The sequence below is a fragment of the Streptomyces sp. NBC_00344 genome (genome assembly GCF_036088315.1).
Classification (GTDB): domain Bacteria; phylum Actinomycetota; class Actinomycetes; order Streptomycetales; family Streptomycetaceae; genus Streptomyces.
In genome coordinates, this window is record NZ_CP107996.1 from 1,307,157 (window position 1) to 1,328,868 (window position 21,712).

15 protein-coding genes are annotated in these 21,712 nt (G+C 67.3%); 4 read left to right on the top strand and 11 right to left on the bottom strand.

The genetic code is table 11. The annotated features are described in order from the left end of the window. Window positions 1-1,140, bottom strand: a complete 1,140-nt coding sequence (locus OHS16_RS05960; protein WP_328536120.1) for a hypothetical protein — start codon at window positions 1,138-1,140, stop codon at window positions 1-3. A 319-nt stretch (window positions 1,141-1,459) separates the two neighbouring features. On the opposite strand from OHS16_RS05960, the gene OHS16_RS05965 reads away from it, so the two are divergent. Then, on the top strand, window positions 1,460-2,458 hold the full coding sequence (locus OHS16_RS05965) for an LCP family protein (RefSeq protein ID WP_443042746.1): 999 nt from the start codon (window positions 1,460-1,462) through the stop codon (window positions 2,456-2,458). Window positions 2,459-2,510: 52 nt separating this feature from the next. Here the strand turns inward: OHS16_RS05965 and OHS16_RS05970 are convergent, their stop codons facing one another. From OHS16_RS05970 to ngcE, 10 genes are all read right to left on the bottom strand, one after another. After that, complete coding sequence (locus OHS16_RS05970; protein ID WP_328536122.1) at window positions 2,511-3,557, bottom strand: hypothetical protein; 1,047 nt, start codon at window positions 3,555-3,557, stop codon at window positions 2,511-2,513. A gap of 99 nt (window positions 3,558-3,656) precedes the next feature. Further along, window positions 3,657-5,171 carry an amino acid permease gene (locus tag OHS16_RS05975; RefSeq protein WP_328540729.1) on the bottom strand — a complete coding sequence of 505 codons (1,515 nt, stop codon included), beginning with the start codon at window positions 5,169-5,171 and terminating at the stop codon, window positions 3,657-3,659. A 124-nt stretch (window positions 5,172-5,295) separates the two neighbouring features. Further along, window positions 5,296-7,212, bottom strand: coding sequence for a 1-deoxy-D-xylulose-5-phosphate synthase (gene dxs, locus OHS16_RS05980; protein WP_328540730.1), 1,917 nt, complete (start codon window positions 7,210-7,212; stop codon window positions 5,296-5,298). A 304-nt stretch (window positions 7,213-7,516) separates the two neighbouring features. Beyond that, complete coding sequence (locus OHS16_RS05985) at window positions 7,517-8,791, bottom strand: sugar ABC transporter permease (RefSeq protein ID WP_328536123.1); 1,275 nt, start codon at window positions 8,789-8,791, stop codon at window positions 7,517-7,519. A 2-nt stretch (window positions 8,792-8,793) separates the two neighbouring features. After that, a complete protein-coding gene (locus OHS16_RS05990) occupies window positions 8,794-9,582 on the bottom strand; it encodes an ATP-binding cassette domain-containing protein (RefSeq protein ID WP_328536124.1) in 789 nt (262 codons plus the stop codon). A 170-nt stretch (window positions 9,583-9,752) separates the two neighbouring features. Beyond that, complete coding sequence (locus OHS16_RS05995; RefSeq protein WP_328540731.1) at window positions 9,753-10,853, bottom strand: ABC transporter substrate-binding protein; 1,101 nt, start codon at window positions 10,851-10,853, stop codon at window positions 9,753-9,755. Between the two features lie 132 nt (window positions 10,854-10,985). Then, complete coding sequence (locus tag OHS16_RS06000) at window positions 10,986-12,185, bottom strand: ROK family transcriptional regulator (protein WP_328540732.1); 1,200 nt, start codon at window positions 12,183-12,185, stop codon at window positions 10,986-10,988. 242 nt (window positions 12,186-12,427) lie between these two features. After that, window positions 12,428-13,348: a carbohydrate ABC transporter permease gene (locus OHS16_RS06005; protein ID WP_328536125.1), complete on the bottom strand. Its 921-nt coding sequence runs from the start codon at window positions 13,346-13,348 to the stop codon at window positions 12,428-12,430. Further along, the gene (locus OHS16_RS06010; protein WP_328536126.1) at window positions 13,348-14,271 is read right to left on the bottom strand and encodes a carbohydrate ABC transporter permease; all 924 of its coding nucleotides are present in this window, start codon (window positions 14,269-14,271) and stop codon (window positions 13,348-13,350) included. The genes OHS16_RS06005 and OHS16_RS06010 overlap by 1 nt, the downstream gene beginning before the upstream one ends. Before the next feature lie 49 nt (window positions 14,272-14,320). Next, the gene (ngcE, locus tag OHS16_RS06015) at window positions 14,321-15,766 is read right to left on the bottom strand and encodes an N-acetylglucosamine/diacetylchitobiose ABC transporter substrate-binding protein (RefSeq protein ID WP_328536127.1); all 1,446 of its coding nucleotides are present in this window, start codon (window positions 15,764-15,766) and stop codon (window positions 14,321-14,323) included. Between the two features lie 472 nt (window positions 15,767-16,238). Here ngcE and OHS16_RS06020 point away from each other — a divergent pair, with 472 nt between their 5' ends. From OHS16_RS06020 to OHS16_RS06030, 3 genes are all read left to right on the top strand, one after another. Next, complete coding sequence (locus OHS16_RS06020) at window positions 16,239-20,063, top strand: GH92 family glycosyl hydrolase (RefSeq protein WP_328536128.1); 3,825 nt, start codon at window positions 16,239-16,241, stop codon at window positions 20,061-20,063. A gap of 273 nt (window positions 20,064-20,336) precedes the next feature. Then, window positions 20,337-21,020, top strand: a complete 684-nt coding sequence (locus OHS16_RS06025; RefSeq protein WP_328536129.1) for a hypothetical protein — start codon at window positions 20,337-20,339, stop codon at window positions 21,018-21,020. A gap of 52 nt (window positions 21,021-21,072) precedes the next feature. Further along, the gene (locus tag OHS16_RS06030) at window positions 21,073-21,702 is read left to right on the top strand and encodes a class F sortase (protein ID WP_328536130.1); all 630 of its coding nucleotides are present in this window, start codon (window positions 21,073-21,075) and stop codon (window positions 21,700-21,702) included. Window positions 21,703-21,712: the final 10 nt, after the last annotated feature.

Consider the following 21,712-nt stretch of genomic DNA (forward strand, 5'->3'; position numbering starts at 1 on the left):
TCAGCCGACCGGGCTCCAGCCCTCGAAGGCCAGGCCCTGCTGGGCGGTGTCCTGGCGGGCCATCAGAATGCCGCCGGTCCCGTCCAGGGCGGCGACCACGATGCGTCCCGCGCTGTCCACCGCCACCTGGGGCGCATACGCCCGCGCGCCGCCCAGGGGGGCCCACCACGTTCCGTAACTCTCGTTCTCGGTGACATACGCGGTCACCTCGATGGAGCCGTCGGCCCCAGGCTGTGCGAGCACCGTGCAGTCGAAGCCCCCGACGAGCGCGCGGGCGGCGCCCGCCCGCCCGCTGCCGGCCGCGCCGCCGACCGGCAGCAGGCCGCCGTCCTGCTGGGCCTGCGCGCCGGGACGCCAGGCGACCAGCGAGTCGTCGCCGGGATAGCGCCAGAAGTAGGTGGCACGCCTGGCACCGGTCTCCAGCGCAGTCGGTGTGCCGTCGACGACCGGGGTCCGCAGCCGGTCGCGCAGCTCGAACCTGCCGTTCGCCACACCCACCCAGCGATCCACTCCGGCCGCTCCGACCGCGATGATCTCCAGGGGCCCGCCGTGTGGCATGACGGCGAGCAGATCACCTGTGTACGGATCGGGCGTGACGGCCTTCCAGCGGCCCCAGCCGCCCTCGGCGTTCCTGCTGCACCGGAGGATGCCACCGGCACGCAACGAGACGAGCACATGGACGGTGCCGGACACCTGGTTCACCGCGATCACCGGTCCGGCGGACACGCCGTCTCCCGGAACGCCGAGACTGCGCCAGTCCGTGAGCCCTCGTCCGCTCTGGAACTGTGTGGCTACGACGACTTCGGGTGCTCCGGTGCCGGCGGGCGCCCGGCGCAGGGCGGCGAAGTGGACATATCCCTCGCTGGTCTGTGCCATGGCGGCACGCCCGGCCCAGCCGGGTACCGCGATCACGTCGGGCTCGAGCCAGCCATGCTGCCCCGGGGCCTCGGTCCAGCGCATCAATCCGTCCGCGGCAGGTGCGTAGGCGGTCAGCCGGCCGTCACTTCCGCGGAAGAGCCAGTCACCCGGGGGTGCGGGAGGTGCCGAGGTGCGTGCCGGGGACGGCGCGTCGACGACGGAGCCACGGCCGGCGACTCCGTGGGAACCGGTCGCCCTGGCACCGCTCCTGGACCGGCTCACGACTCCGTTCCGCCCTTCACTGAACACACCGCCACAGCTCGGAAGTTTGTCATACCGGTCACGGTTGGTTCACCAAACCGTCTCTAAATTCCCACCGATCGAAAGCTTTGTCTATTATTCATGGAGACCCGAGGCTGACAGCTGGGCCGGTACCCCTCGACCGCCCGATTCCCCTCGCGCGCAATCTCAGCGTTCCGACGGAAGGGCTCGACGAGCAGTGACGTACCAGGACACAGGAACACGGCCGACGGACGATCAGCCAACACCCTCCCGACGCGCACCGCGCAAGCGCGGCAGGGCCAAGAAGCGGCGCCGTCCGCTGCGCATCGTGCTGATCTGCCTCGCTGTACTGCTGGTTGCCGCCGGCGGTACCGCCTGGTGGCTCTACAACAGCCTCGACGGCAACATCAAGGGCGTCGACATCAACAAGGCTCTCGGCAAGGACCGCCCCGAGAAGCTGCCCACCGCAGGACAGAACCTGCTGGTTCTCGGCTCCGACTCACGGGCCGGGGAGAACGGCAAGATCGCCGGCGGCAATGTCAGCGGCGCCCGCTCCGACACCGCGCTGGTGATCCACATACCGCAGGGCCGGTCCCGGGCGACCGCGGTGAGCATCCCGCGCGACACCCTGGTGACCCGGCCCGAGTGCACCAAGAAGGACGGCTCGCCGATGCCGTCCGCGAAGCGTGTGATGTTCAACTCGGTCTACTCACTGGTCGGTCCGGCCTGCGTGGTGAAGACCGTGGAGAAGATGTCGGATGTACGCATCGATCACTACATGGAGATCGACTTCGCGGGCTTCAAGGACCTTGTCGACGCGATCGGCGGAGTGACGGTGGACGTCCCTCAGGACATCCACGACGGGGCGAGCGGCCTCGATCTCAAGAAGGGCCCGCAGAAGCTCAACGGCACGCAGTCGCTGGAGTTCGTGAGGACCCGTCACGGCATAGGTGACGGCAGCGACCTGGGCCGGATCGGACTCCAGCAGGAGTTCATGCTCGACCTGCTGGGCGAGGTGCAGAAGCAGGACCTGCTGAGCAGCCCCACCAAGTCGTACAAGATCGCCAACTCGGCCACCAAGTCACTGACCACCGACTCGGATCTGGCATCCCTGAAGTCGCTGGGTGAGTTCGCCCGCAGCATGAAGGGCGTCAACCCCGACACCATGGAGACGATCATGCTTCCGGTGGCGTACGACAAGGCTGATCCCAACCGTGTGGTGGCGGCCGAGCCTCAGGCGACGCAGCTGTGGAAGGCCATCCGCACCGACACCGAGGTGCCGGCGGCGGCGAAGAAGTCCCCCGCCACCGGCGGCTGAGCCGCAAGCGCCTGATTCCGGCAGAGCCACCGCTCCGCCTGGAACCAGGCGCTCAGGCCCGGGTCCAGGCGGCGAGCGCCAGGCCCGGCTCGGCCTTCTGGCGCGCCACCCGCAGGGTGCCGTCCTCCGCGACGGCGGCAAGGACGACCCGGCCCACCGCATCCAGCGCGAGGGCGGGGACACCCAGCGAAGCCTCACCGGTCTCCGTCCACCACAGGCCGTCCGCCTCGTCCTCGGTGGGGCAGGCCGCTACGGCGGGGCGGCCGTTCCGGCCTCGGAACGCCAATACCGTGCAGTCGTAGCCCTCGACAGGGGTGCGCAGCACGGACAGCGCACCGCCGTCCGGTTCACCGCCGAGCACCACGTCGTCGGCTCCGGGCCGGTGCGCGATCACACCGGCCCCTTCAGGGTCGCACCAGTAGTACGTGGCACGGTCGTCGCGGGTGCACACCCCGGTGGCCGATCCGGCGGCCGCTCTGGCGGCGGTGGGACCGGCCTGGACGAAATCGCCGCCCGCCTCCTCCTGGGCCCAGCGCAGCACCTGCTCGTCCGCCGGGGCGAGCAGCTCCACACGGTCGGTCAGGGCGACCGCGGCGGGCACTCCGTCCGAGACGTTCGCGCCCTTGAGGTCCTTCCACCCTTCCCACTTGCCGGCCCCGGCCTGTCTGCGCATGCTGATACCGCGCCCGGCGTTGCGGACGAAGACATGGACGCCGCCGTCGGCACCGACCGCCACAGCGGGCGCGCCCACCTTCCGCGCGCGGTCCGGTTCCTTGTGCGGGTTGCCGAGAGCGTGCCACGGCCCGAAGGGCCGGCCCGTCTGGTACTGCGTGGCATGCATGATCACGGTCCCGCGCTCGTCACTGCGACGTGAGAGCAGATGCACGTAGCCGTCCGGGCCCTGTGCGAGCGTCATATGGGTGGAGCCGGCAACGGCGATGAGCTCGGGTGCCGTCCAGTCAGGACCGCCGGGACGCTGCTCGGTCCAGCGCAGGATCCCGCCTTCGGCCGGCGCGTAGGCGCTGAGGGAACCGTCCTTGCCGCGCAGCAGCCAGCAACCGGTGGCCGGACCCGTGGCAGATACGGAACGCGACTCCATGGCCGGCTGCCAGCCTTCCCCTCAACTGGGCATACTCTCCACCGACCATAACATTCCGGCAGGTCGGAGCCGGTGGCCCGGTGGCCGGGCAGCCCAGGACTACCTCGCGTCGCGGAACTGCCGCAGCCGGCTGCTGCGCGAGCTGTAGGTGAAGTACACGACGACCCCGACCGCCATCCAGATGGCGAACCTGATCCAGGTCTCGGCGGGGAGGTTCAGCATGAGCCAGAACGAGGCGAGCACCGAGAGTGCCGGGATCAGCGGGACCAGCGGGGTGCGGAACGAACGCGGCAGATCCGGGCGCTTCCTGCGCAGGATGACGACTCCGACCGCCACCATGACGAACGCGAACAGCGTCCCGATGTTGACCAGTTCGGCAAGCACGTCGATCGAGGTGAAGCCGGCCACGATGGCGACGATCCCGCCGAGCAGAATCGTGGAGCGGTACGGGGTGCCGAACTTCGGGTGCACATGGGAGAAGAACATCGGAAGCAGACCGTCGCGGCTCATGGCGAAGAAGACCCGGCTCTGGCCGAGCAGCAGGATCATACAGACGGAGGTCAGACCGACCGCCGCGCCAAAGCTGATCAAGCCCGCCCAGAAGGGGTGACCGACCGACTTGAACGCGTCGGCGAGCGGGGCGTCGGTCGACAGCTCCGTGTACTTCTGCATACCGGTGACGACGATCGAGACCGCCACGTAGAGCACCGTGCAGATGAAGAGCGAGCCCAGGATGCCGCGCGGTACGTCGCGCTGCGGATTGAGGGTCTCCTCGGCAGTCGTCGCCACGATGTCGAAACCGATGAAGGCGAAGAAGACCACCGCGGCGCCGGTGAAGATGCCCATCACACCGAACGCACCCGGGTTGAATCCGAACATCAGCTCGATCAGCGGGGCCGAGACTCCAGTGCCACCCTCTCCGTGCTGGGCAGGCGGGATGAACGGGTGGTAGTTGGAGCCGGTGATGAAGAAGGCGCCGACGACGATCACCAGCAGGACCACGGTGACCTTGACGGCGACGACGATCGCCGTCACCCGCGAGGACAGCTTCACACCGACGACCAGAATGCCCGTCAGGATGATCACCAGCAGACAGGCGAGCACATCGAAGCCGAACACACCGTTGTGTGTGCCGCTGAGCGCCTGAGGCATGCTCAGCCCCGCCGTGTCCATGAGGGAGCGGATGTAACCGGACCAGCCGACCGCCACCACCGCGCAGCCCAGGGCGAGTTCGAGGATGAGGTCCCAGCCGATGATCCAGGCGGGCAGTTCACCGAGTGTGGCGTACGAGAAGGTGTAGGCGGAGCCGGCCACCGGTACGGTCGAGGCGAACTCCGCATAGCAGAGAGCCGCAAGACCGCACACCACGCCGGCGACGACGAAGGCCAGGGCCACGGCGGGGCCCGCGGTCTCCTTCGCGATCTTCCCGGTGAGCACGAAGATGCCGGTACCGATGACGACCCCGACGCCGAAGACCGTGAGGTCCAGAGTGGAAAGGGCCTTTTTGAGCGCGTACTCCGGTTCCTCCGTGTCCTGGATGGACTGCTCCACGGATTTGGTCCGGAAGAGATTGCTGCTCACGGGCGTACCTCCCACGCTTGTCGTCCCCGCCATGATCGGGAGCGCGAGCACCCGGTGCACCCGGCTGTCCACCTCTTTCACACGAATGAGCCGGTGGGACCACCCATACAGGCTGGTCCCACCGGCTCATCGGCGGTCGCGCAGTGACGCGGCGCGGTCAGTCGCGAGCGGGTTCCGCGGCCCCGGCGGACTCGCTGTCGTACCGTCCGTCGATCTTCGCGACGAGACCGGTGACCTGGCGGGCGATGTCCGGGGCGGTGAGCCCGATCTCGGCCAGGATCTGCTTACGGCTCGCATGATCGAGGAAGCGCGGCGGAATACCGAAGTCGCGCAGCGGTACATCGACCCCCGCGTCCCGCAGCGCCTGCGCGACGGCGGATCCGACACCTCCGGCCCGGCTGTTGTCCTCCACCGTCACGACGACCCGGTGCTGCTCGGCGAGCGGGGCAAGTGCCTCGTCGACGGGCTTGACCCAGCGGGGGTCGACCACGGTGGACGTGATGCCCTGCTTGTTCAGCAGTTCGGCGATCTCCAGGCACATCGGGGCGAGCGCGCCCACCGAGACGAGCAGGACGTCCGGCTTGTCGGTACCCGCACGGCGCAGCACATCCATGCCACCGATCCGGCCCACGGCGGGGACGGCCGGGCCGACCACGCCCTTCGAGTAGCGCACCACGGTCGGCGCGTCCTCGACCCGTACCGCCTCGCGCAGCTGGGCACGCACCTGCTCGGCGTCGCGCGGGGCCGCGATCCGCAGTGTCGGGACGCACTGCAGGATGGACATGTCCCACATGCCGTTGTGCGAGGCGCCGTCGTCCCCGGTGACACCCGCCCGGTCCAGGACGAAGGTGACACCGCACTTGTGCAGCGCCACATCCATCAGCAGCTGGTCGAAGGCACGGTTGAGGAAGGTGGCGTAGACCGCGAAGACCGGGTGCAGCCCGCCGGTGGCAAGGCCGGCGGCGGAGACCGCAGCGTGCTGCTCGGCGATCCCGACGTCATAGACCCGGCCGGGGAACTCCTTGGCGAACTTGGCCAGGCCGACCGGCTGGAGCATGGCCGCGGTGATCGCGACGATGTCCTCACGCTCCCGGCCGAGCTTGACCATCTCGTCGCCGAACACCGAGGTCCAGCTGGCGGCCGCCGCCTTGATGGGCAGGCCGGTGTCCGGATGGATCGGGCCGATGCCGTGGAAGTGGTCGGCCTCGTCCTGTTCTGCGGGCTGGTAGCCCCGGCCCTTCTCCGTGATGCAGTGCACGATGACGGGACCGCCGAAGCCCTTGGCGCGCTCCAGCGCGGACTCCAGGGCCTCGATGTCGTGGCCGTCGATCGGTCCCACGTACTTCAGCCCGAGGTCCTCGAACATGCCCTGCGGGGCGATGAAGTCCTTGAGGCCCTTCTTGGCGCCGTGGAGCGTCTCGTACAGCGGCCTGCCGACGACCGGTGTGCGCTCCAGGAGGTCCTTGCCACGGGCCAGGAACCGCTCGTAGCCGTCGGTGGTGCGCAAGGTGGCGAGGTGGTTGGCGAGGCCGCCGATGGTCGGCGCGTAGGAGCGCTCGTTGTCGTTCACCACGATCACCAGCGGGCGGTCCTTGGCGGCGGCGATGTTGTTGAGCGCCTCCCAGGCCATACCGCCGGTGAGCGCGCCGTCACCGATCACCGCGACGACATGGTCGTCCTTCCTGAGCACCTGATTGGCCTTGGCGAGGCCGTCGGCCCAGCCCAGCACCGTGGAGGCGTGCGAGTTCTCGATGAAGTCGTGCTCGGACTCGGCACGCGAGGGGTAGCCGGAAAGGCCGCCCTTGGTGCGCAGCAGTCCGAAGTCCTGCCGGCCGGTGAGCAGCTTGTGCACATAGCTCTGGTGCCCTGTGTCGAAGAGCACCCGGTCCTTCGGCGAGTCGAAGACGCGGTGCAGGGCGATCGTCAGCTCGACGACACCGAGGTTCGGGCCGAGGTGGCCTCCGGTCTTGGACACGGCGCCGACAAGGAAGGTGCGGATCTCCGCGGCCAGCTGTTCCAGCTGCTCAGGGCCGAGCCGGTCCAGATCGCGCGGTGCCTTGATGCGGGCCAGCAGCTCTTCCCCGTCGCCCACCACCACACTTGAACGACGCGCTTCGCGCGGCTGTACCACCCGTGCCTCCTTGACGTTCCGAACTGTGATCGAGCTTTGCCAGATCTGCCGAGTCTAATGTTCCATCCGCCGCTCCGGTCATCGGGCGGTGCGTCGTGCGTCACCTGATTTCGGTAACGAACGCACAGATGCCCGGCACCGGAGCGTTCCGGTGCCGGGCTTCCGGGAGCCTGAGCGGGCGTCCGCCCGGCCCTGTGCCGGTGCTGTGGCGGGCGTCGCGACGGGTCGGACGCCGCCTGCCGCAGCGTCAGGCGCGACCCGCGGTCTTCTGGGTCTTGCGGGTGACCGAGTCGATGACGACGGTGGCGAGCAGCACTCCACCGGTGATCATGTACTGGATCGCGGTGGCGATGCCCTCGAGGGCCAGGCCGTACTGGATCGAGGTGATCACCATGACGCCGAGCAGCGCGTCCCAGGTGCGGCCACGGCCTCCGAAGAGGCTGGTGCCACCGATGACGGCCGCCGCGATGGCGTTCATCAGCAGGTCGCCCGAGCCGGCGCTCTGGTTGGCAGCGGCGATCTTGGATGCCAGGAACAGACCGCCGATGGCGGCGAAGGTACCGGCGATGGCGAAGACCGAGACACGGATCGCCGTGACGTTGATACCGGCACGGCGGGAGGCCTCGACGCTGCCGCCGAGTGCGAAGATCTTACGGCCGTATCCGGTGCGGCGAAGGACGAAGTCCGTCGCCACCAGGAACACCAGGAAGATCAGCAGGGCGAGCGGCAGACCCTTGTGCAGGTTCAGCACGTAGGCGGCGGCGAAGGCCGGGATCGCGAGCAGGACCGTCCGCACCACGATCTCGCTGAGCGGGCGCGAGGGGATGCCGGCCGCGTCACGGCGGCGGTTGTCGAAGAACGTGCTGAGGAAGAACACCACGACGGCGATGAGGGCCACGCCGTACGCGGCCGCCACATCGGTGAAGTAGTAGGTCGTCAGCTTGCCCACGACTCCGTCGGAGTCCAGGTTGATCGTGCCGTTGTCGCCCAGGATCTGCAGCATGAAGCCGAGCCAGAACAGCAGACCGGCCAGGGTGACGGCGAACGCGGGGGCGCCGATGCGGGCGAAGAAGAACCCGTGAATCGTGCCGATGAGCGCGCCGCTGACGATGGCGACGAGAATGGCGAGCCACTCGTTCAGGCCGTGCGTGACGCTCATCACCGCGACGACAGCGCCCGACACACCGCTGACCGAGCCGACCGAGAGGTCGATCTCGCCGAGCAGCAGCACGAAGACGATACCGACGGCGATCATGCCGGTGCCGACCATCGTGATGGAGATGTTGCTCAGGTTCTCCGCGGAGAGGAAGTTCGAGTTGAGGCTCTGGAAGATGACCCAGATGATCACCAGGCCGAGAACCACGGGTATCGAGCCCAGGTCACCGGCGCGGATCTTGCGCTTGAACTCCCCGAGATAGCCGGCGAAGCCCTGCTCGCGCACGAGCAGCCGCGGGTCCACCGCGGCGACTGCGCCCTCGGCGGCTGCGGTGTTCTCGACCTGGTGGGCGGAGGTCTTCTGCATACTCACTTCTGAACCTCCGCGTTCCGCGCCGCACGACGGGTCACGGCGTTCTCCGTGGCTCCGGTGATGGCGGAGATGATGTCTTCCTGCGAGGTGGTCTTCACATCGAAGACACCGTTGTTGCTGCCGAGACGGAGCACAGCCACCTTGTCAGCGACCGCCTTGACGTCCGCCATGTTGTGGCTGATCAGCAGGACCGCGTGGCCGCGCTCACGGAGCCGCTCGACCAGGTCGAGGACCTGGGCGGTCTGCTCGACACCGAGGGCCGCCGTCGGCTCGTCGAGGATGACGAGCTTCGGCTCACCGAGCATCGACCGCGCGATCGCCACCGTCTGGCGCTGGCCGCCGGAGAGCGAGGCGATCGGGATGCGGACACTGGGGATATGGATCGACAGCGTGGTGAGCAGCTCGCGCGAGCGGCGCTCCATCTCGACCTCGTCGAGCATTCCGCGCCTGCGGAGCTCCCTGCCGAGGTAGAGGTTGCCCACGACGTCGATGTTGTCGCACAGCGCGAGGTCCTGGTAGACGGTCGCGACACCCAAGTGCTGGGCGTCCTGCGGCTTGTTGACCTGGACGGGCCTGCCTTCCCACTCGATGACTCCGTCATCGATGGGGTGAACGCCGGCGATCGTCTTCACCAGCGTGGATTTTCCGGCTCCGTTGTCGCCCACCAGGGCGACCACTTCACCGGCGTGGACCTCAAGCTCTACGTCGGTGAGCGCCTGGACGGCACCGAATCGCTTGGAGACTCCGCGCAACGCCAACACGGGCGTAGCGGACACGTGAACCATCTCCTTCGCCGCCTGACCGGCGGGGATGCCGCGCCGGAACGGCGCGGTGGCTGAGCAGAAGAGAAAACGAAGCGATCCGTCCGGTGCCCCGCCCTTGCCAGCGGGGCGAGAGTGGGCCGAGGCACCGGACAGGCTTCAACAGTGCGTAGGTCCTGGGCTGAGCCCGGGACTTACTTCAGACCGATCTTGTCGCAGCCGGCCTTGTACTTGGGGGTGCAGATCTCGCTGAGCTTGTAGATGCCGTCCTTGAGGACGGTGTCCTGGATGTTCTTCTGCGTCAGCGAGACGACCGGGAGAATCACCGAGGGGACCTTCTTGACGGTCGGGCTGTCGACCGTGGAGGTCGTGAGCGACCCGAGGTCCTTGCCCTGCGCCAGCTTGACGGCCATCTCCGCGGCGATCGGGCCCTCGAGCACGTAGGGCTTGTAGACGCTCATGAACTGCTCACCGGAGACGATGCGCTGCACACCGGCGAGTTCGGCGTCCTGACCCGTGACCGGGGGGAGGGGGGAGATGTTGGCGGCCTTGAGGGAGGTGATGATACCGCCGGCCATGCCGTCGTTGGCGGAGTAGACGCCGTCGATCTTGCCCTTGCCGAGGGCGGCGATGGCGCCGTCCATGTTGGCGTTGGCGTTCTCCGGCTTCCACTCCTTGGTGTCGTAGGACTTGCCGATCTTCACCTTGCCCTGGAGGACGGAGAGCGCGCCCTTCTTGAAGTCTGCGGCGTTGGGGTCGGTGATCGCGCCGTTCATCATGACGATGGTGTCGCTGCTCGCCTTGGCGCCGAGCTTCTCCAGCAGGGCCTTGCCCTGGGTGACGCCGACCTGCCGGTTGTCGAACGAGACGTACGAGTCGATCGGACCCTGCGCCAGGCGGTCGAAGGCGACGACCGGGATACCGGCGTCGTGGGCCTTCTGGACCGAGTTCTTGATCGACGCGGAGTCCACCGCGTCCACGATCAGTGCGTCGACCTTGTTGGTGATCATCGTGTCGACCTGCTGCGCCTGGGTGGGCGCGTCCTGCTTGGCGTTGAGGTACTGGACCTTGCCCTTGCCGTGGGTGAGGTCCCTGATCTTCTTCGCGATCAGCGGGCGGTCGAACTTCTCGTACCGGGCGGTCTGGTTCTCCGGCAGCAGCAGACCGACGGTTATCGCGTCGCCCTTCTTCTTGCTGTCCGTGTCCGAGCTGGACTTGGAGTCCTTGGCGCTGCCACAGGCAGCGAGAGAGACGGCCATTGCGGTGGCGGCCACGGCCACGGCGGCACGACGCATCTGCGTGTTCACTTCAGAAACCTCCCTGACGAGGCCGCGACGTTGCGGCCGAGGTGCCTGGAGTCAACTCGGCCGCCGAGGCGACGTCAAGGATTAAATCCTTAACGAGATGGCAACGGTGTCATTCGTTATCTAAGTGAAGGCAGGGGTACCGGCCGGAATCGCGCTCTCCAAAAGGCTCGAATCGCCCATTTCACTGAGCACGAGGGCCAGTGCGCCCAGCACCTCGGCCCGTCCGCCGAGGGCCCCTGGCAGCACCGAGAGCTGCCGGGCAGCACTGGGGATCGCGTACCTGCCGACCGACTCCCTGATGGGTCCGAGCACCAGCTCACCGGCCTCCGCGAGGTCACCGCCGAGCACCACCCGGCTCGGGTTGAGCAGGTTGCACAGATTGGCGACGCCGCTGCCGATGTGCCGGCCGACGTCCGCGATGACCCGTCGGCAGCCCGGATCACCGCCACGGGCGAGCTGGACGACCCTCTCGATGGTCAGACCGGTGCCGTGGCTGGACTCCAGCAGGGGCAGGACATACCGCGCGGCGGTGAAGGTCTCCAGGCACCCGCGATTGCCGCAGCGGCACACAGGGCCCGATTCGTCGAGCGTGATGTGGCCGATCTCCCCCGCCGTGCCGCCGGGGCCCCGGTAGATCTGACCGTCTATGACCAGACCGGCACCCACCCCGCTGGCGACCTTGATGTAGGCGAGGTCCCTGACCCCGCGGCCGCTCCCCCACACCAGCTCGCCGAGCGCGCCGAGGTTGGCGTCGTTGTCGACGTAGACCGGCACACCGAGCCGGGTGGCCAGCTCGTCGCTCGGGTTGATGCCCGTCCAGCCCGGCAGGATCGAGGTGGAGCCGAGCGTGCCCGACTCGACGTCGATGGGCCCCGGCACCCCGAGGCCGACCCCGACCACCTTGTCGGCGCCGATACCGGTGGCCGCGATGAGCCGGTTGACCAGTTCTTCGGCCCGCCCGAAGCCCTGGGCGGACGATGCGTCCACGTCCAGCGGCTCGGACTCCTCGGCGAGGACCTGGTGCGCCAGGTTCCCGACCGCCACCCGCAGATGGGTGTGGCCGAAGTCGACGCCGATGACGATGCCCGCCGAGCCGCTGAGCGAGACACTGCGGGCCCTGCGGCCGCCAGCGGATGTCGGGGTGACCTCGACGGTGCCGCCGTCTTTCAGTTCGCGAACGATATTGGAGACCGTGGCTGCCGAGAGTCCGGTGCTGCGGGCGATCTCCGCCTGAGTGAGCGAGCCCGCCATACGCACCGCGCGCACGACCCGCTCGAGGTTGGCCCGGTGCAGAGATGTCTGCGACCCCGGAGTCTCCATCGACTCATCCACTCCTGCCATGGGTGGACGGCGCGACGGCCGTCCCCGCGCGGGGCGCGTCTGATGAGGCCCCGCCCTATCTCCAACATGTGAACCCTAAGCTGAGCCTTTAGGGCTCCCTTCCGTCAAGACCTTGAGCAAGCCGGGACACGGATGAGCGGGGACCGCAAGATACAAACAGGACGAACCGCCCGATGGCATATGCCTTCGGGCGGTTCGTGTTCAGAACGGAAGAGGAGCCTCTACTTCAGCGCTCCTGCGGTCAGACCCGCCACGACCTGCCGCTGGAAGATGATGTACGCCGCCAGCACGGGCAGCATCGCCATCACGAGACCGGCGAAGAGTCCGGAGTAGTCCCCCTTGTAGCCCTGGCTCGTGGCCAGTTCGACCAGCCCCTGGGCAAGGACCCGCTTGTGCGGGTCGGTGTTGAGAACTGTCGGCAGCATGTACTGGTTCCACTGCCCGAGGAAGTTGAAGATGCCCACGCTGATCAGGCCCGGTTTGGCCATCGGCAGCATGACCTGGAAGAAGGTCCGGGTGTGCGAGGCCCCGTCGATCATCGCCGCTTCGGCTACTTCTCCCGGCAGCGTCCTGAAGAACGATGTGAGGAAGAAGACGGTGAACGGCAGCGAATACGCGACGTAGACCAGGATCAGCCCCTGGGTCGTGTTCAGCAGACCCATGTTGTTCATCACGAAGAACAGCGGGACCAGCGCCAGGATGATCGGGAAGCTCATCCCTCCCACGAAGAGGTAGTAGATGAAGCGGTTCCCCGGGAAGTCGAAGCGGGCCAGTACATAGGCCGCCATGGAGCCGAGGAGCAGCGTCCCGAAGAGCGAGAAGCCCACCACCACGATGGTGTGCGCGAAATAGTCGCTCATGTGCGCCTGCCCCCAGGCGCGCGACCAGTTCTCGAAGTGCAGCCGGTCCGGAAGCTTCCAGGGCGCCGTGAGGATGTCGTGGTCGTTCTTGAAGGACGACATCACCGCCCAGACCAGCGGCACGACGACCAGGATCGCCCAGATGATCAGGATGCCGTGCGAGAAGACATTGAGGGTGCTGCCGGTGCGCCGCTCCGGGCCGGCAGCCGGGGGTGCCGTCGTGGTGACCGGCTCCTGGTCCTTGGTGACCTCGGCCGGAGGAGGGGTCTCAGTGGTTTTCATCAGAACTCCAGCCGCTCGCGCCGGCCCAGTCGCATCACGATGGCCGCGAAGCCGAGGGTGACGAGAAGGAGGGCCACGCCGATCGTTGTGGCGTATCCGGCCTGGCCGTCACGGAACGCCGCTTGGTAGACGTACAGCGGCAGCACAGTGGTCGACTGAGCAGGACCGCCGGGCCCCACGCTCATGATCTGTACGGCTGCGAAGGCTTCCGCGCCGAGGGCCAGGATGCCCATGTAGACCCAACCCGACTGCACGGTGTCCCAGAGGAGCGGCAGGGTGATCCGGAAGAAGGTGGTGACCCGGCTCGCCCCGTCCAGCAGCGCCGCTTCGTAGAAGTCCTTCGGGATGGAGGCCATTCCGGCGGAGAACAGCACCACGAAGAAGCCGACCGATGACCAGACCAGGACGGCCATGATGCACCAGAGGGCCAGATTCGGGTCGCCGAGCCAGTCCGGCTGGATGCTGCCGAGCCCGACCGCCTCCAGCGCGCCGTTGATCACACCGCCGTTGGGGTTGTAGGCGAACCTGAACAGCAGGGCGACGATCGCGATCGACAGCACCTGCGGGAAGAAGTACGCGATCTTGTAGAACGCCGATCCGGTGACGCCGGCGACGGCGGCGCCCTTACGGCGCCGCCCGCCGACGTTCAGCATGAAGGCGAAGAACAGTGCCAGGCCGAGCGTCACCAGCGGAAGCAGCAGCAGGAACAGCACGCTGTGCTCCAACGACTTCCAGAAAGTGTCGTCGTGGAGCATCCGGCTGTAGTTGTCGAAGCCGACCATCGCGAAGTCCGGGCTCAGACCGGTCCAGTCGGTGAACGAGTAGTAGATCGACTGGATGAACGGCCAGATGACGAAGATTGCGTACAACGCCAGTGGGAGCGTCAAAAACCCCACAATGAACCCATACTTACCGTGTTGCATGGTTACCGACCCCGATCTTCCGGCGGGTGCCGCCGCTGGTGACGCGCGCTCACTGGTGCTTGTAGTGCTTGATCGACTGGTCCTTGGCGGCCGCGTCGGCGTACGCCTGGCACTTCTTGACGGCCTCGGCCGGGGTCATGCGGCCGGCCATCATCTCGCCGAGCACCGACACACCGATCTGCTCCTTCTGGAGCTTCACGTACCAGTCCTGCAGGCGCGGGTTGACCACGTTGTCGCCGGCCACCTTCAGGGCGTCGATGCCCGACTGCAGGGCGGTGGACAGCGTCAGGCCTTCGGTCCCGCCGTTGAAGGCCGAGAGCGACTTCACCTTGGTGGTGAAGTTCTTCGACGAGGCCTCGCTGAGCATGATGCGCAGCTGCTCCATGCCCGCTTCCGGGTTCTTCGCGTTCTTCGGCACGATGAAGGGCTCACCGCCGGCCGCCCAGATGGTGCCGTACGGCATCTTGTCCGACGAATCGAGACTCGACGGCGCGCCGACCTTCATCTGGAAGTCCTTGGGCGTGGTCTTCGCGGCCTCGTTCTCCACCCAGGAACCGTTGGGGATGAAGAGCGCCTTGCCCTCGGTCCACGCGGTCTGCGACTGGATGTGGTCGATGCCGGGCGTGCCCTTGAGGATGTAGCCCTTCTTGAACAGCTCGTAGTACGCCTCGAAGCCTGCCTTGACGGCGGGGTCCTTCCAGGCGTTCGGCTCCAGGTTGTCGATCTTGTCGAGGACCTCGCGGCCACCGATCTTGCCGATGAAGGGGTAGAGCGAGAACGGGATGTAGTAGGGGTACTTGCCGGCGTAGGTCCAGCCCGCGATGCCCTTCTTCTTCGCCTTCGCGCAGACGGCGAGCATGTCGTCCCAGGTCTTGGGGTACTCGACGCCGAGCTTGTCCAGGGCGGTCTGCGAGTACCACACGCCGTAGACGGTGTACGCGTAGTTCATGATCCAGCACGGGTCGCCGTCGTACTGGCCCATCTCGACGATGCCGGGACGCAGGGTGTCCCTGACCTTCTTGCTCGGGTCGTCGATGGACGGCGCGTCCAGCAGCGGGGTGAGGTCGGTCAGCTGCTTCTTGCCGACCAGGACGCCCATGTCCATCTGCTCGGCGCCCGAGTTGTCGATCAGGTCCGGCGGGGTGCCACCGTTGAACCGCGGCTGCAGTTCGGACTGGATCTTCTGGGTCGACCCGAACTTGACCTTGGACTTCGGGTGGGCCTTCGTGTAGAGCGCCTCGGCGTCCTTGGCGTACTGGGTGCCGAACCCGCCGTCGAAGATGACCATCTCCATCGGAGCGGTCTCATTGATGCCGAGCGGGTTGCTCGCGCTCGTCTTGCCCTTCTTGACCTTGTCCTTGTTGCCGCTGTCGCTGCTCGCACATGCGGACAGGAAACTCATCGTCGGGACGGTGATCAGGCCGAGAGCGGCAGACCGCTTGATCAGATCACGACGGCCGAGGCCCTCATTGGTGCGGGCGGAGGTGGATCCCATGCTCAAGTCCTCGCCTTCTACAGGACTCAGGCGGTGTACCGGTCGCCCGTTGAGAATTCGCCTCAGGCGAAGGGCCCCGCCACCGCGGTCAGTTGAAGCTGGGTTGTACGTGGCTGCAGGAGGGAAGAATGAGAATTTGGATGAGGATGCCCTCAAGCTCCCCCACCCGATCCCGCCCCCCTGGACCGCTGCCGGAAAGCGGCTAGGCGGACGTCGACAGGTATAGTCCACTTCCCTTCAGCTGGGCAAGATCGAATGCATGGTTACGCGCCAGTCTTTCCCGAGTTGAGACCTCGCGGACATCCGGACGGCCTGTCCACCCCACCTCGCCCGTCACAGTGGGAGCGCGCCCTCTTCACTCGTCCGCACCACGCAACACCCTTGACGCCACCCGTCACTTGCCTTCCTACTTGACCTTGCGCGACTCAGTGACAACGTTGTCCAAGCGCTTAGCCGAGAGGAAAGGCTCCTCATGCAGACCAGACCACGGCGCAGAGCCGGTTCGGCCGCCGCCCTGGTGGCGGCCGCTTTCGTACTCGTCGTGACGGCGCAGGGTGCCGCCGTCGCCGGGCCGGCCCATCCGCACCCCGCGGACGAGGAGTTCACCTCCTCCTTCGAAGCGGGCCAACCGCAGCCGGATTGGCGCAATACCGTCGAAGTCGGCCCCGATGGGCACAAACGCGCCTCCGGTATTGATGGCAACACGAATACCGGAATACCGGGCGATGTGACCGACCACGTGGTCGCTGTCCGGGCCAGTGACGAGAACTCGGGAGGCGGCGAGGGGAAGGGAAATCTCGTCGACATCGACCCGAGCACGAAATGGCTGGCCTTTCACCCCACCGCCTGGGTGGAGTTCGATCTCGACGAGGCGGTCAAGGTCACCCAGTACGCGATGACCTCCGCGAACGATCACGACGAGCGTGACCCCAAGGACTGGACCCTGCAGGGATCTGCCGACGGCAAGGACTGGAAGACCCTGGACACCCGGCAGGGCGAGGGCTTCGACAAGCGTTTCCAGACCAGGACGTACGACAACACGGACGCGTCCACGGCGTACGCGCACTACCGGCTGAACATCACCGGAAACAACGGGGCCACCGACGCCACCCAGCTCGCCGACGTTCAGTTCTCGAACGGCGACACCAGCACGCCCGCACCCCAGGACATGATCACCAGGGTCGACAGCGGTCCGCTCTCGTCGCCGACCGCGAAGTCCGGCGCCGGGTACACCGGAATACGGTCGCTGCGCTACTCCGGTACGCAGAAGGGCGACGGCCGCGCCTACTCGTACAACAAGATCTTTGACGTCAACACCCGCATCTCCCGCGACACCGAGCTGTCGTACAAGGTCTTCCCCGAGATGAAGAAGACCGACCTGAACTACCCCGCCACCGATGTGTCGGTCGATCTGGCCTTCACCGACGGCACCTACCTGAGCGATCTGAAAGCCACGGACACCAACGGCGGGGTGCTGACCCCGCAGGGCCAGGGCGCGGCCAAGCGGCTCTACGTCAACCAGTGGAACCAGGTCGCCGCCCACATCGGAGATGTCGCGGCCGGCAAGACCGTCGACCGGATCCTGGTGGCGTACGACTCCCCCAAGGGCCCCGCCGTCTTCCGCGGCTGGATCGACGACATCTCGCTGAAGGCGAAGGCGCCGGAGAAGAAGCTCAGGCACCTCTCGGACTACGCCCTCACCACCAGGGGCACCAATTCGAGCGGCTCCTTCTCACGCGGCAACAACTTCCCGGCGACCGCCGTCCCCAACGGCTTCAACTTCTGGACGCCGGTCACCGACGCGGGCTCCACCAGCTGGCTCTACAACTACGCGAACGGAAACAACGACGACAATCTGCCCACCATCCAGGCGTTCAGCGCCAGCCACGAGCCCAGCCCCTGGATGGGCGACCGGCAGACCTTCCAGCTGATGCCCTCGGTGGCCGCGGGCACCCCGGACGCCTCCCGTACCGCGCGGGAGCTTCCCTTCAAGCACGAGAACGAGGTCGCCAAGCCCCACTACTACGGCGTCACCTTCGAGAACGGCCTCAAGGCCGAGATGACGCCGACCGACCACGCGGCGATGATGCGGTTCACCTACCCCGGTGACAACGCCTCGATGATCTTCGACAACATCACCGATGACGGTGGTCTGACCCTCGACCCGAAGACCGGCTCGTTCAGCGGTTACTCGGATGTCAAGAGCGGTGGTTCGGCCGGCGCGACCCGGCTGTTCGTATACGGCGTCTTCGACACTCCGGTCACCGCGGGGTCCAAGCTCAGCGGCGGTGGCGGCGACAACGTCACCGGCTACATGCGCTTCAAGCCGGGCAAGAACCGCACGGTCACGCTGCGGATGGCGACCTCCCTCATCGGCCTGGACCAGGCGAAGGCCAATCTGTCCCAGGAGCTGCCCGCGTCGGCCGGCTTCGCGGGCACCGAGGCGAAGGCGCAGTCCCAGTGGGACAAGATCCTCGGCAAGATCGAGGTGGAGGGTGCGGGCCACGACCAGCTGACCTCGCTCTACTCCTCCCTCTACCGGCTGTACCTGTACCCGAACTCCGGCTCCGAGAAGGTCGGTTCGAAGACCCAGTACGCCAGCCCGTTCTCCGCGCACGCCGGTGAGAACACCCCGACCCACACCGGCGCGAAAGTCGTCGACGGTTCGGTGTACGTCAACAACGGCTTCTGGGACACCTACCGGACGACGTGGCCCGCGTACTCCTTCCTCACCCCCAAGAAGGCGGGAACACTGGTCGACGGCTTCGTCCAGCAGTACAAGGACGGCGGCTGGATCTCGCGCTGGTCGTCCCCCGGCTATGCCGACCTGATGACCGGCACCAGCTCGGACGTGGCCTTCGCGGACGCCTATGTGAAGGGCGTGAAGTTCGACGCCAAGGCGGCTTACGAGGCAGCCCTGAAGAACGCCACCGTCGTCCCGCCGTCCTCCGGCGTCGGCCGCAAGGGCATGGACACCTCACCGTTCCTCGGCTACGCGTCCACCGACACCCATGAGGGCATGTCCTGGTCGATGGAGGGCTACGTCAACGACTACGGCATCGCCCAGATGGGCAAGGCGCTCTACGCGAAGACCCACGAGGCCCGCTACAAGGAGGAATCCGACTACTTCCTCAACCGGGCGCAGAACTACGTCAAGCTGTTCGACCCCGAGGTCGGCTTCTTCCAGGGCAAGGACCTCAACGGCAAGTGGCGGCTGCCGGCCGACCAGTACGACCCGCGGGTCTGGGGCTACGACTACACGGAGACCGACGGCTGGGGTTATGCCTTCACCGCGCCGCAGGACTCACGTGGTCTGGCCAACCTCTACGGCGGCCGGGCGGGGCTCGCGAAGAAGCTGGACACCTACTTCTCCACCCCGGAGACGGCGTCCCAGGAGTTCGCGGGTTCGTACGGCGGCATCATCCACGAGATGACCGAGGCGCGTGACGTACGGATGGGCCAGTACGGCCACAGCAACCAGGTCGCGCACCACGTCACCTACATGTACGACGCGGCGGGCGAGCCCTGGAAGACACAGGAGAAGGTCCGCGAGGTGCTCGGCCGGCTGTACACCGGCAGTGACATCGGGCAGGGCTATCACGGAGACGAGGACAACGGCGAGCAGTCGGCCTGGTACATCTTCTCCTCGCTGGGCTTCTACCCCCTGGTCATGGGCAGCGGTGAGTACGCCATCGGCTCACCGCAGTTCACGAAGGCCACCGTCCATCTCGACAACGGCCGCGACCTGGTGGTCAAGGCTCCGAAGAACAGCAACAAGAACATCTACATCCAGGGCCTGAAGGTCAACGGCAAGCAGTGGAAGTCCACTTCGCTGCCGAACGACCTGCTGTCCAAGGGCGGTGTGCTGGACTTCGACATGGGCTCCAAGCCGTCGTCATGGGGTACGGGCAAGGACGCGGCACCGGTCTCCATCACCAAGGACGACAAGGTGCCGTCCCCGAAGGAGGACATGCTGAAGGGTGACGGCGCGCTCTTCGACAACACCTCCGCCACCTCGGCCACGGTCGACTCGGTGGACCTGCCGGTGGGGTCGGCCACGAAGGCGGTCCAGTACACGCTGACGTCGAGCGCGGCGGACAAGGCTCCGGCCGGCTGGGTCCTCCAGGGCTCGTCGGACGGCACCACCTGGAAGGACCTCGACAAGCGGTCCGCCCAGACGTTCAGCTGGGACAAGCAGACCAGGGTGTTCTCGGTGCAGAAGCCGGGCACGTACGCGAAGTACCGGCTGGTGAGCACGGCGCCGGCGACCCTGGCGGAGATCGAGCTTCTCGGCTGAGACCCGGGCACATCACCGTCCGGACCGTTCCGGGCGCGCTCACAGGACGGGCCACTCGCGGCATCGCGGGTGGCCCGTTCTCGTGCGCCACCGTCTGCCGGGGCCGGGCTCAGGGAGCGCTCTCACCCCGTCGGCACGCTCCCCCTGTTCGGCCAGTCAGGGGGTATTCGATCAATCTGCGGCGTTTCTGCACCTTTTTGCGACATGAGGTGACATTGAGTTAGGCGATCGAGTGATCAGTATGACAATCATCTCGGCTTGAAGGAGCCCCGCATGCCCATCTCAGCCTACGTCCGCCTGCCCGGCGCCCGCACAGGCACCGCGGTCGCCGCAGCTCTCGCCGTCGCAGGATTCTCACTCGCCGGCGCGCCGGCCGCGTACGCGGTCCCCGGCGACAGCGGTGATGTCACCGTCCAGCCGGCATCCCGCGCCGCCTACGGCCCCCACCGCGCCGCGGCGCCGGTCTGCAGATTCGTGCTGTCCGCGGCCAACTTCGAGTCGGTGCCCCTGGTCAACTGGACGATCACCGCTCGGCCTCCGTCGCCCATCACGGCCACCCTGACCGGGGCCATCTCGCTCGTGGACGGCAAGGGGCGCACCGAGGAGTACTCACTGCCGGACGGCACCTACGTTCTCAACTGGACGTTCCCCGGCGGTCTCTCCAAGCAGAAGACATTCGAGGTCGACTGCTCGCACCAGGGTGCCAACGGCCAGGAGGCGCGCGGCAAGCCCTGGTCGCCGGGGGGCCAGGAGCACAGCAGCTCCTGGGCAGGGCCGGAGCACCGGCCGGACGGTGCGGTGCACGCGGGTGGCGGCGGTGTTCCCACCGCGGAGAGCAGCACGGCCGGAGGATCGGCGGCAGGGGTGACCACGGTGCTGGGTGCCGCGGCCGCCGCGGCGACCGGGCTGGTCTTCGTCCGCCGGGCAGCCCGCCGCCGTGCCCGTGGCGCCGCGTAACGCCCCCTACCGGCGACGGCGGCGGGGCCCCAGTCGCGCATGCCGCCTCACCATGACGCTGTGTGTGACCTCAGCACTGGTGAGCGGCGTGGTCTGGGCGAGCAGGGACTCGGATCCGCCGACGGTCGACGCCGCCCACGGCACTCACGCCGCGGGCGGCGAGGGGGCGGCCGGGAACGCGAAGGGGAGGGCGGTGACGTCGGAGCGTGCGGCGCCGCAGTCATCCTCCCCCGTCAGGAAACTCGCCATTCCCGCCATGGTGATCGAGGCCCCGGTCATCAGTCTGGGGCTCGACAGCAAGGGCCGTCTGGGCACTCCACCGCTGAGCAGACCCAAGGTCGTCGGCTGGTACCGGGGCGGTCCGGTACCCGGGGACATGGGAACAGCCGTGATCGTCGGCCACCGGGACACCAGGACCGGGCCCGCGATCTTCCTCAACCTCAACGCCCTGAACCGCGGGGATGCCGTCAACGTCGTCCGGTCGGACCACCGGACCGCGGTCTTCACCGTTGACACGGTGAAGACGTACAAGAAGGAGGAGTTCCCCAGCGCCAAGGTGTACGGCGCGACGGGCCGCCCCGAACTGCGGTTGCTGACATGCGGCGGGAGCTTCGACAAGAAGTCCGGCTACTCGGCCAACGTGGTCGTCTTCGCCCACCTCAGCAACGTCAGGAATACCTGACCCGGACGGT

Bases quoted from the DNA above. Each gene is read 5' to 3' on its own strand.
- OHS16_RS06010 (WP_328536126.1), bottom strand. From the start codon at position 14,271: ATGCAACACGGTAAGTATGGGTTCATTGTGGGGTTTTTGACGCTCCCA.
- OHS16_RS06005 (WP_328536125.1), bottom strand. From the start codon at position 13,348: ATGAAAACCACTGAGACCCCTCCTCCGGCCGAGGTCACCAAGGACCAG.
- OHS16_RS06030 (WP_328536130.1), top strand. From the start codon at position 21,073: ATGACGCTGTGTGTGACCTCAGCACTGGTGAGCGGCGTGGTCTGGGCG.
- OHS16_RS05990 (WP_328536124.1), bottom strand. From the start codon at position 9,582: ATGGTTCACGTGTCCGCTACGCCCGTGTTGGCGTTGCGCGGAGTCTCC.
- OHS16_RS05975 (WP_328540729.1), bottom strand. From the start codon at position 5,171: ATGGCGGGGACGACAAGCGTGGGAGGTACGCCCGTGAGCAGCAATCTC.
- OHS16_RS06025 (WP_328536129.1), top strand. From the start codon at position 20,337: ATGCCCATCTCAGCCTACGTCCGCCTGCCCGGCGCCCGCACAGGCACC.
- OHS16_RS06020 (WP_328536128.1), top strand. From the start codon at position 16,239: ATGCAGACCAGACCACGGCGCAGAGCCGGTTCGGCCGCCGCCCTGGTG.
- ngcE (WP_328536127.1), bottom strand. From the start codon at position 15,766: ATGGGATCCACCTCCGCCCGCACCAATGAGGGCCTCGGCCGTCGTGAT.
- OHS16_RS06000 (WP_328540732.1), bottom strand. From the start codon at position 12,185: ATGGAGACTCCGGGGTCGCAGACATCTCTGCACCGGGCCAACCTCGAG.
- OHS16_RS05985 (WP_328536123.1), bottom strand. From the start codon at position 8,791: ATGCAGAAGACCTCCGCCCACCAGGTCGAGAACACCGCAGCCGCCGAG.
- OHS16_RS05995 (WP_328540731.1), bottom strand. From the start codon at position 10,853: ATGCGTCGTGCCGCCGTGGCCGTGGCCGCCACCGCAATGGCCGTCTCT.
- OHS16_RS05970 (WP_328536122.1), bottom strand. From the start codon at position 3,557: ATGGAGTCGCGTTCCGTATCTGCCACGGGTCCGGCCACCGGTTGCTGG.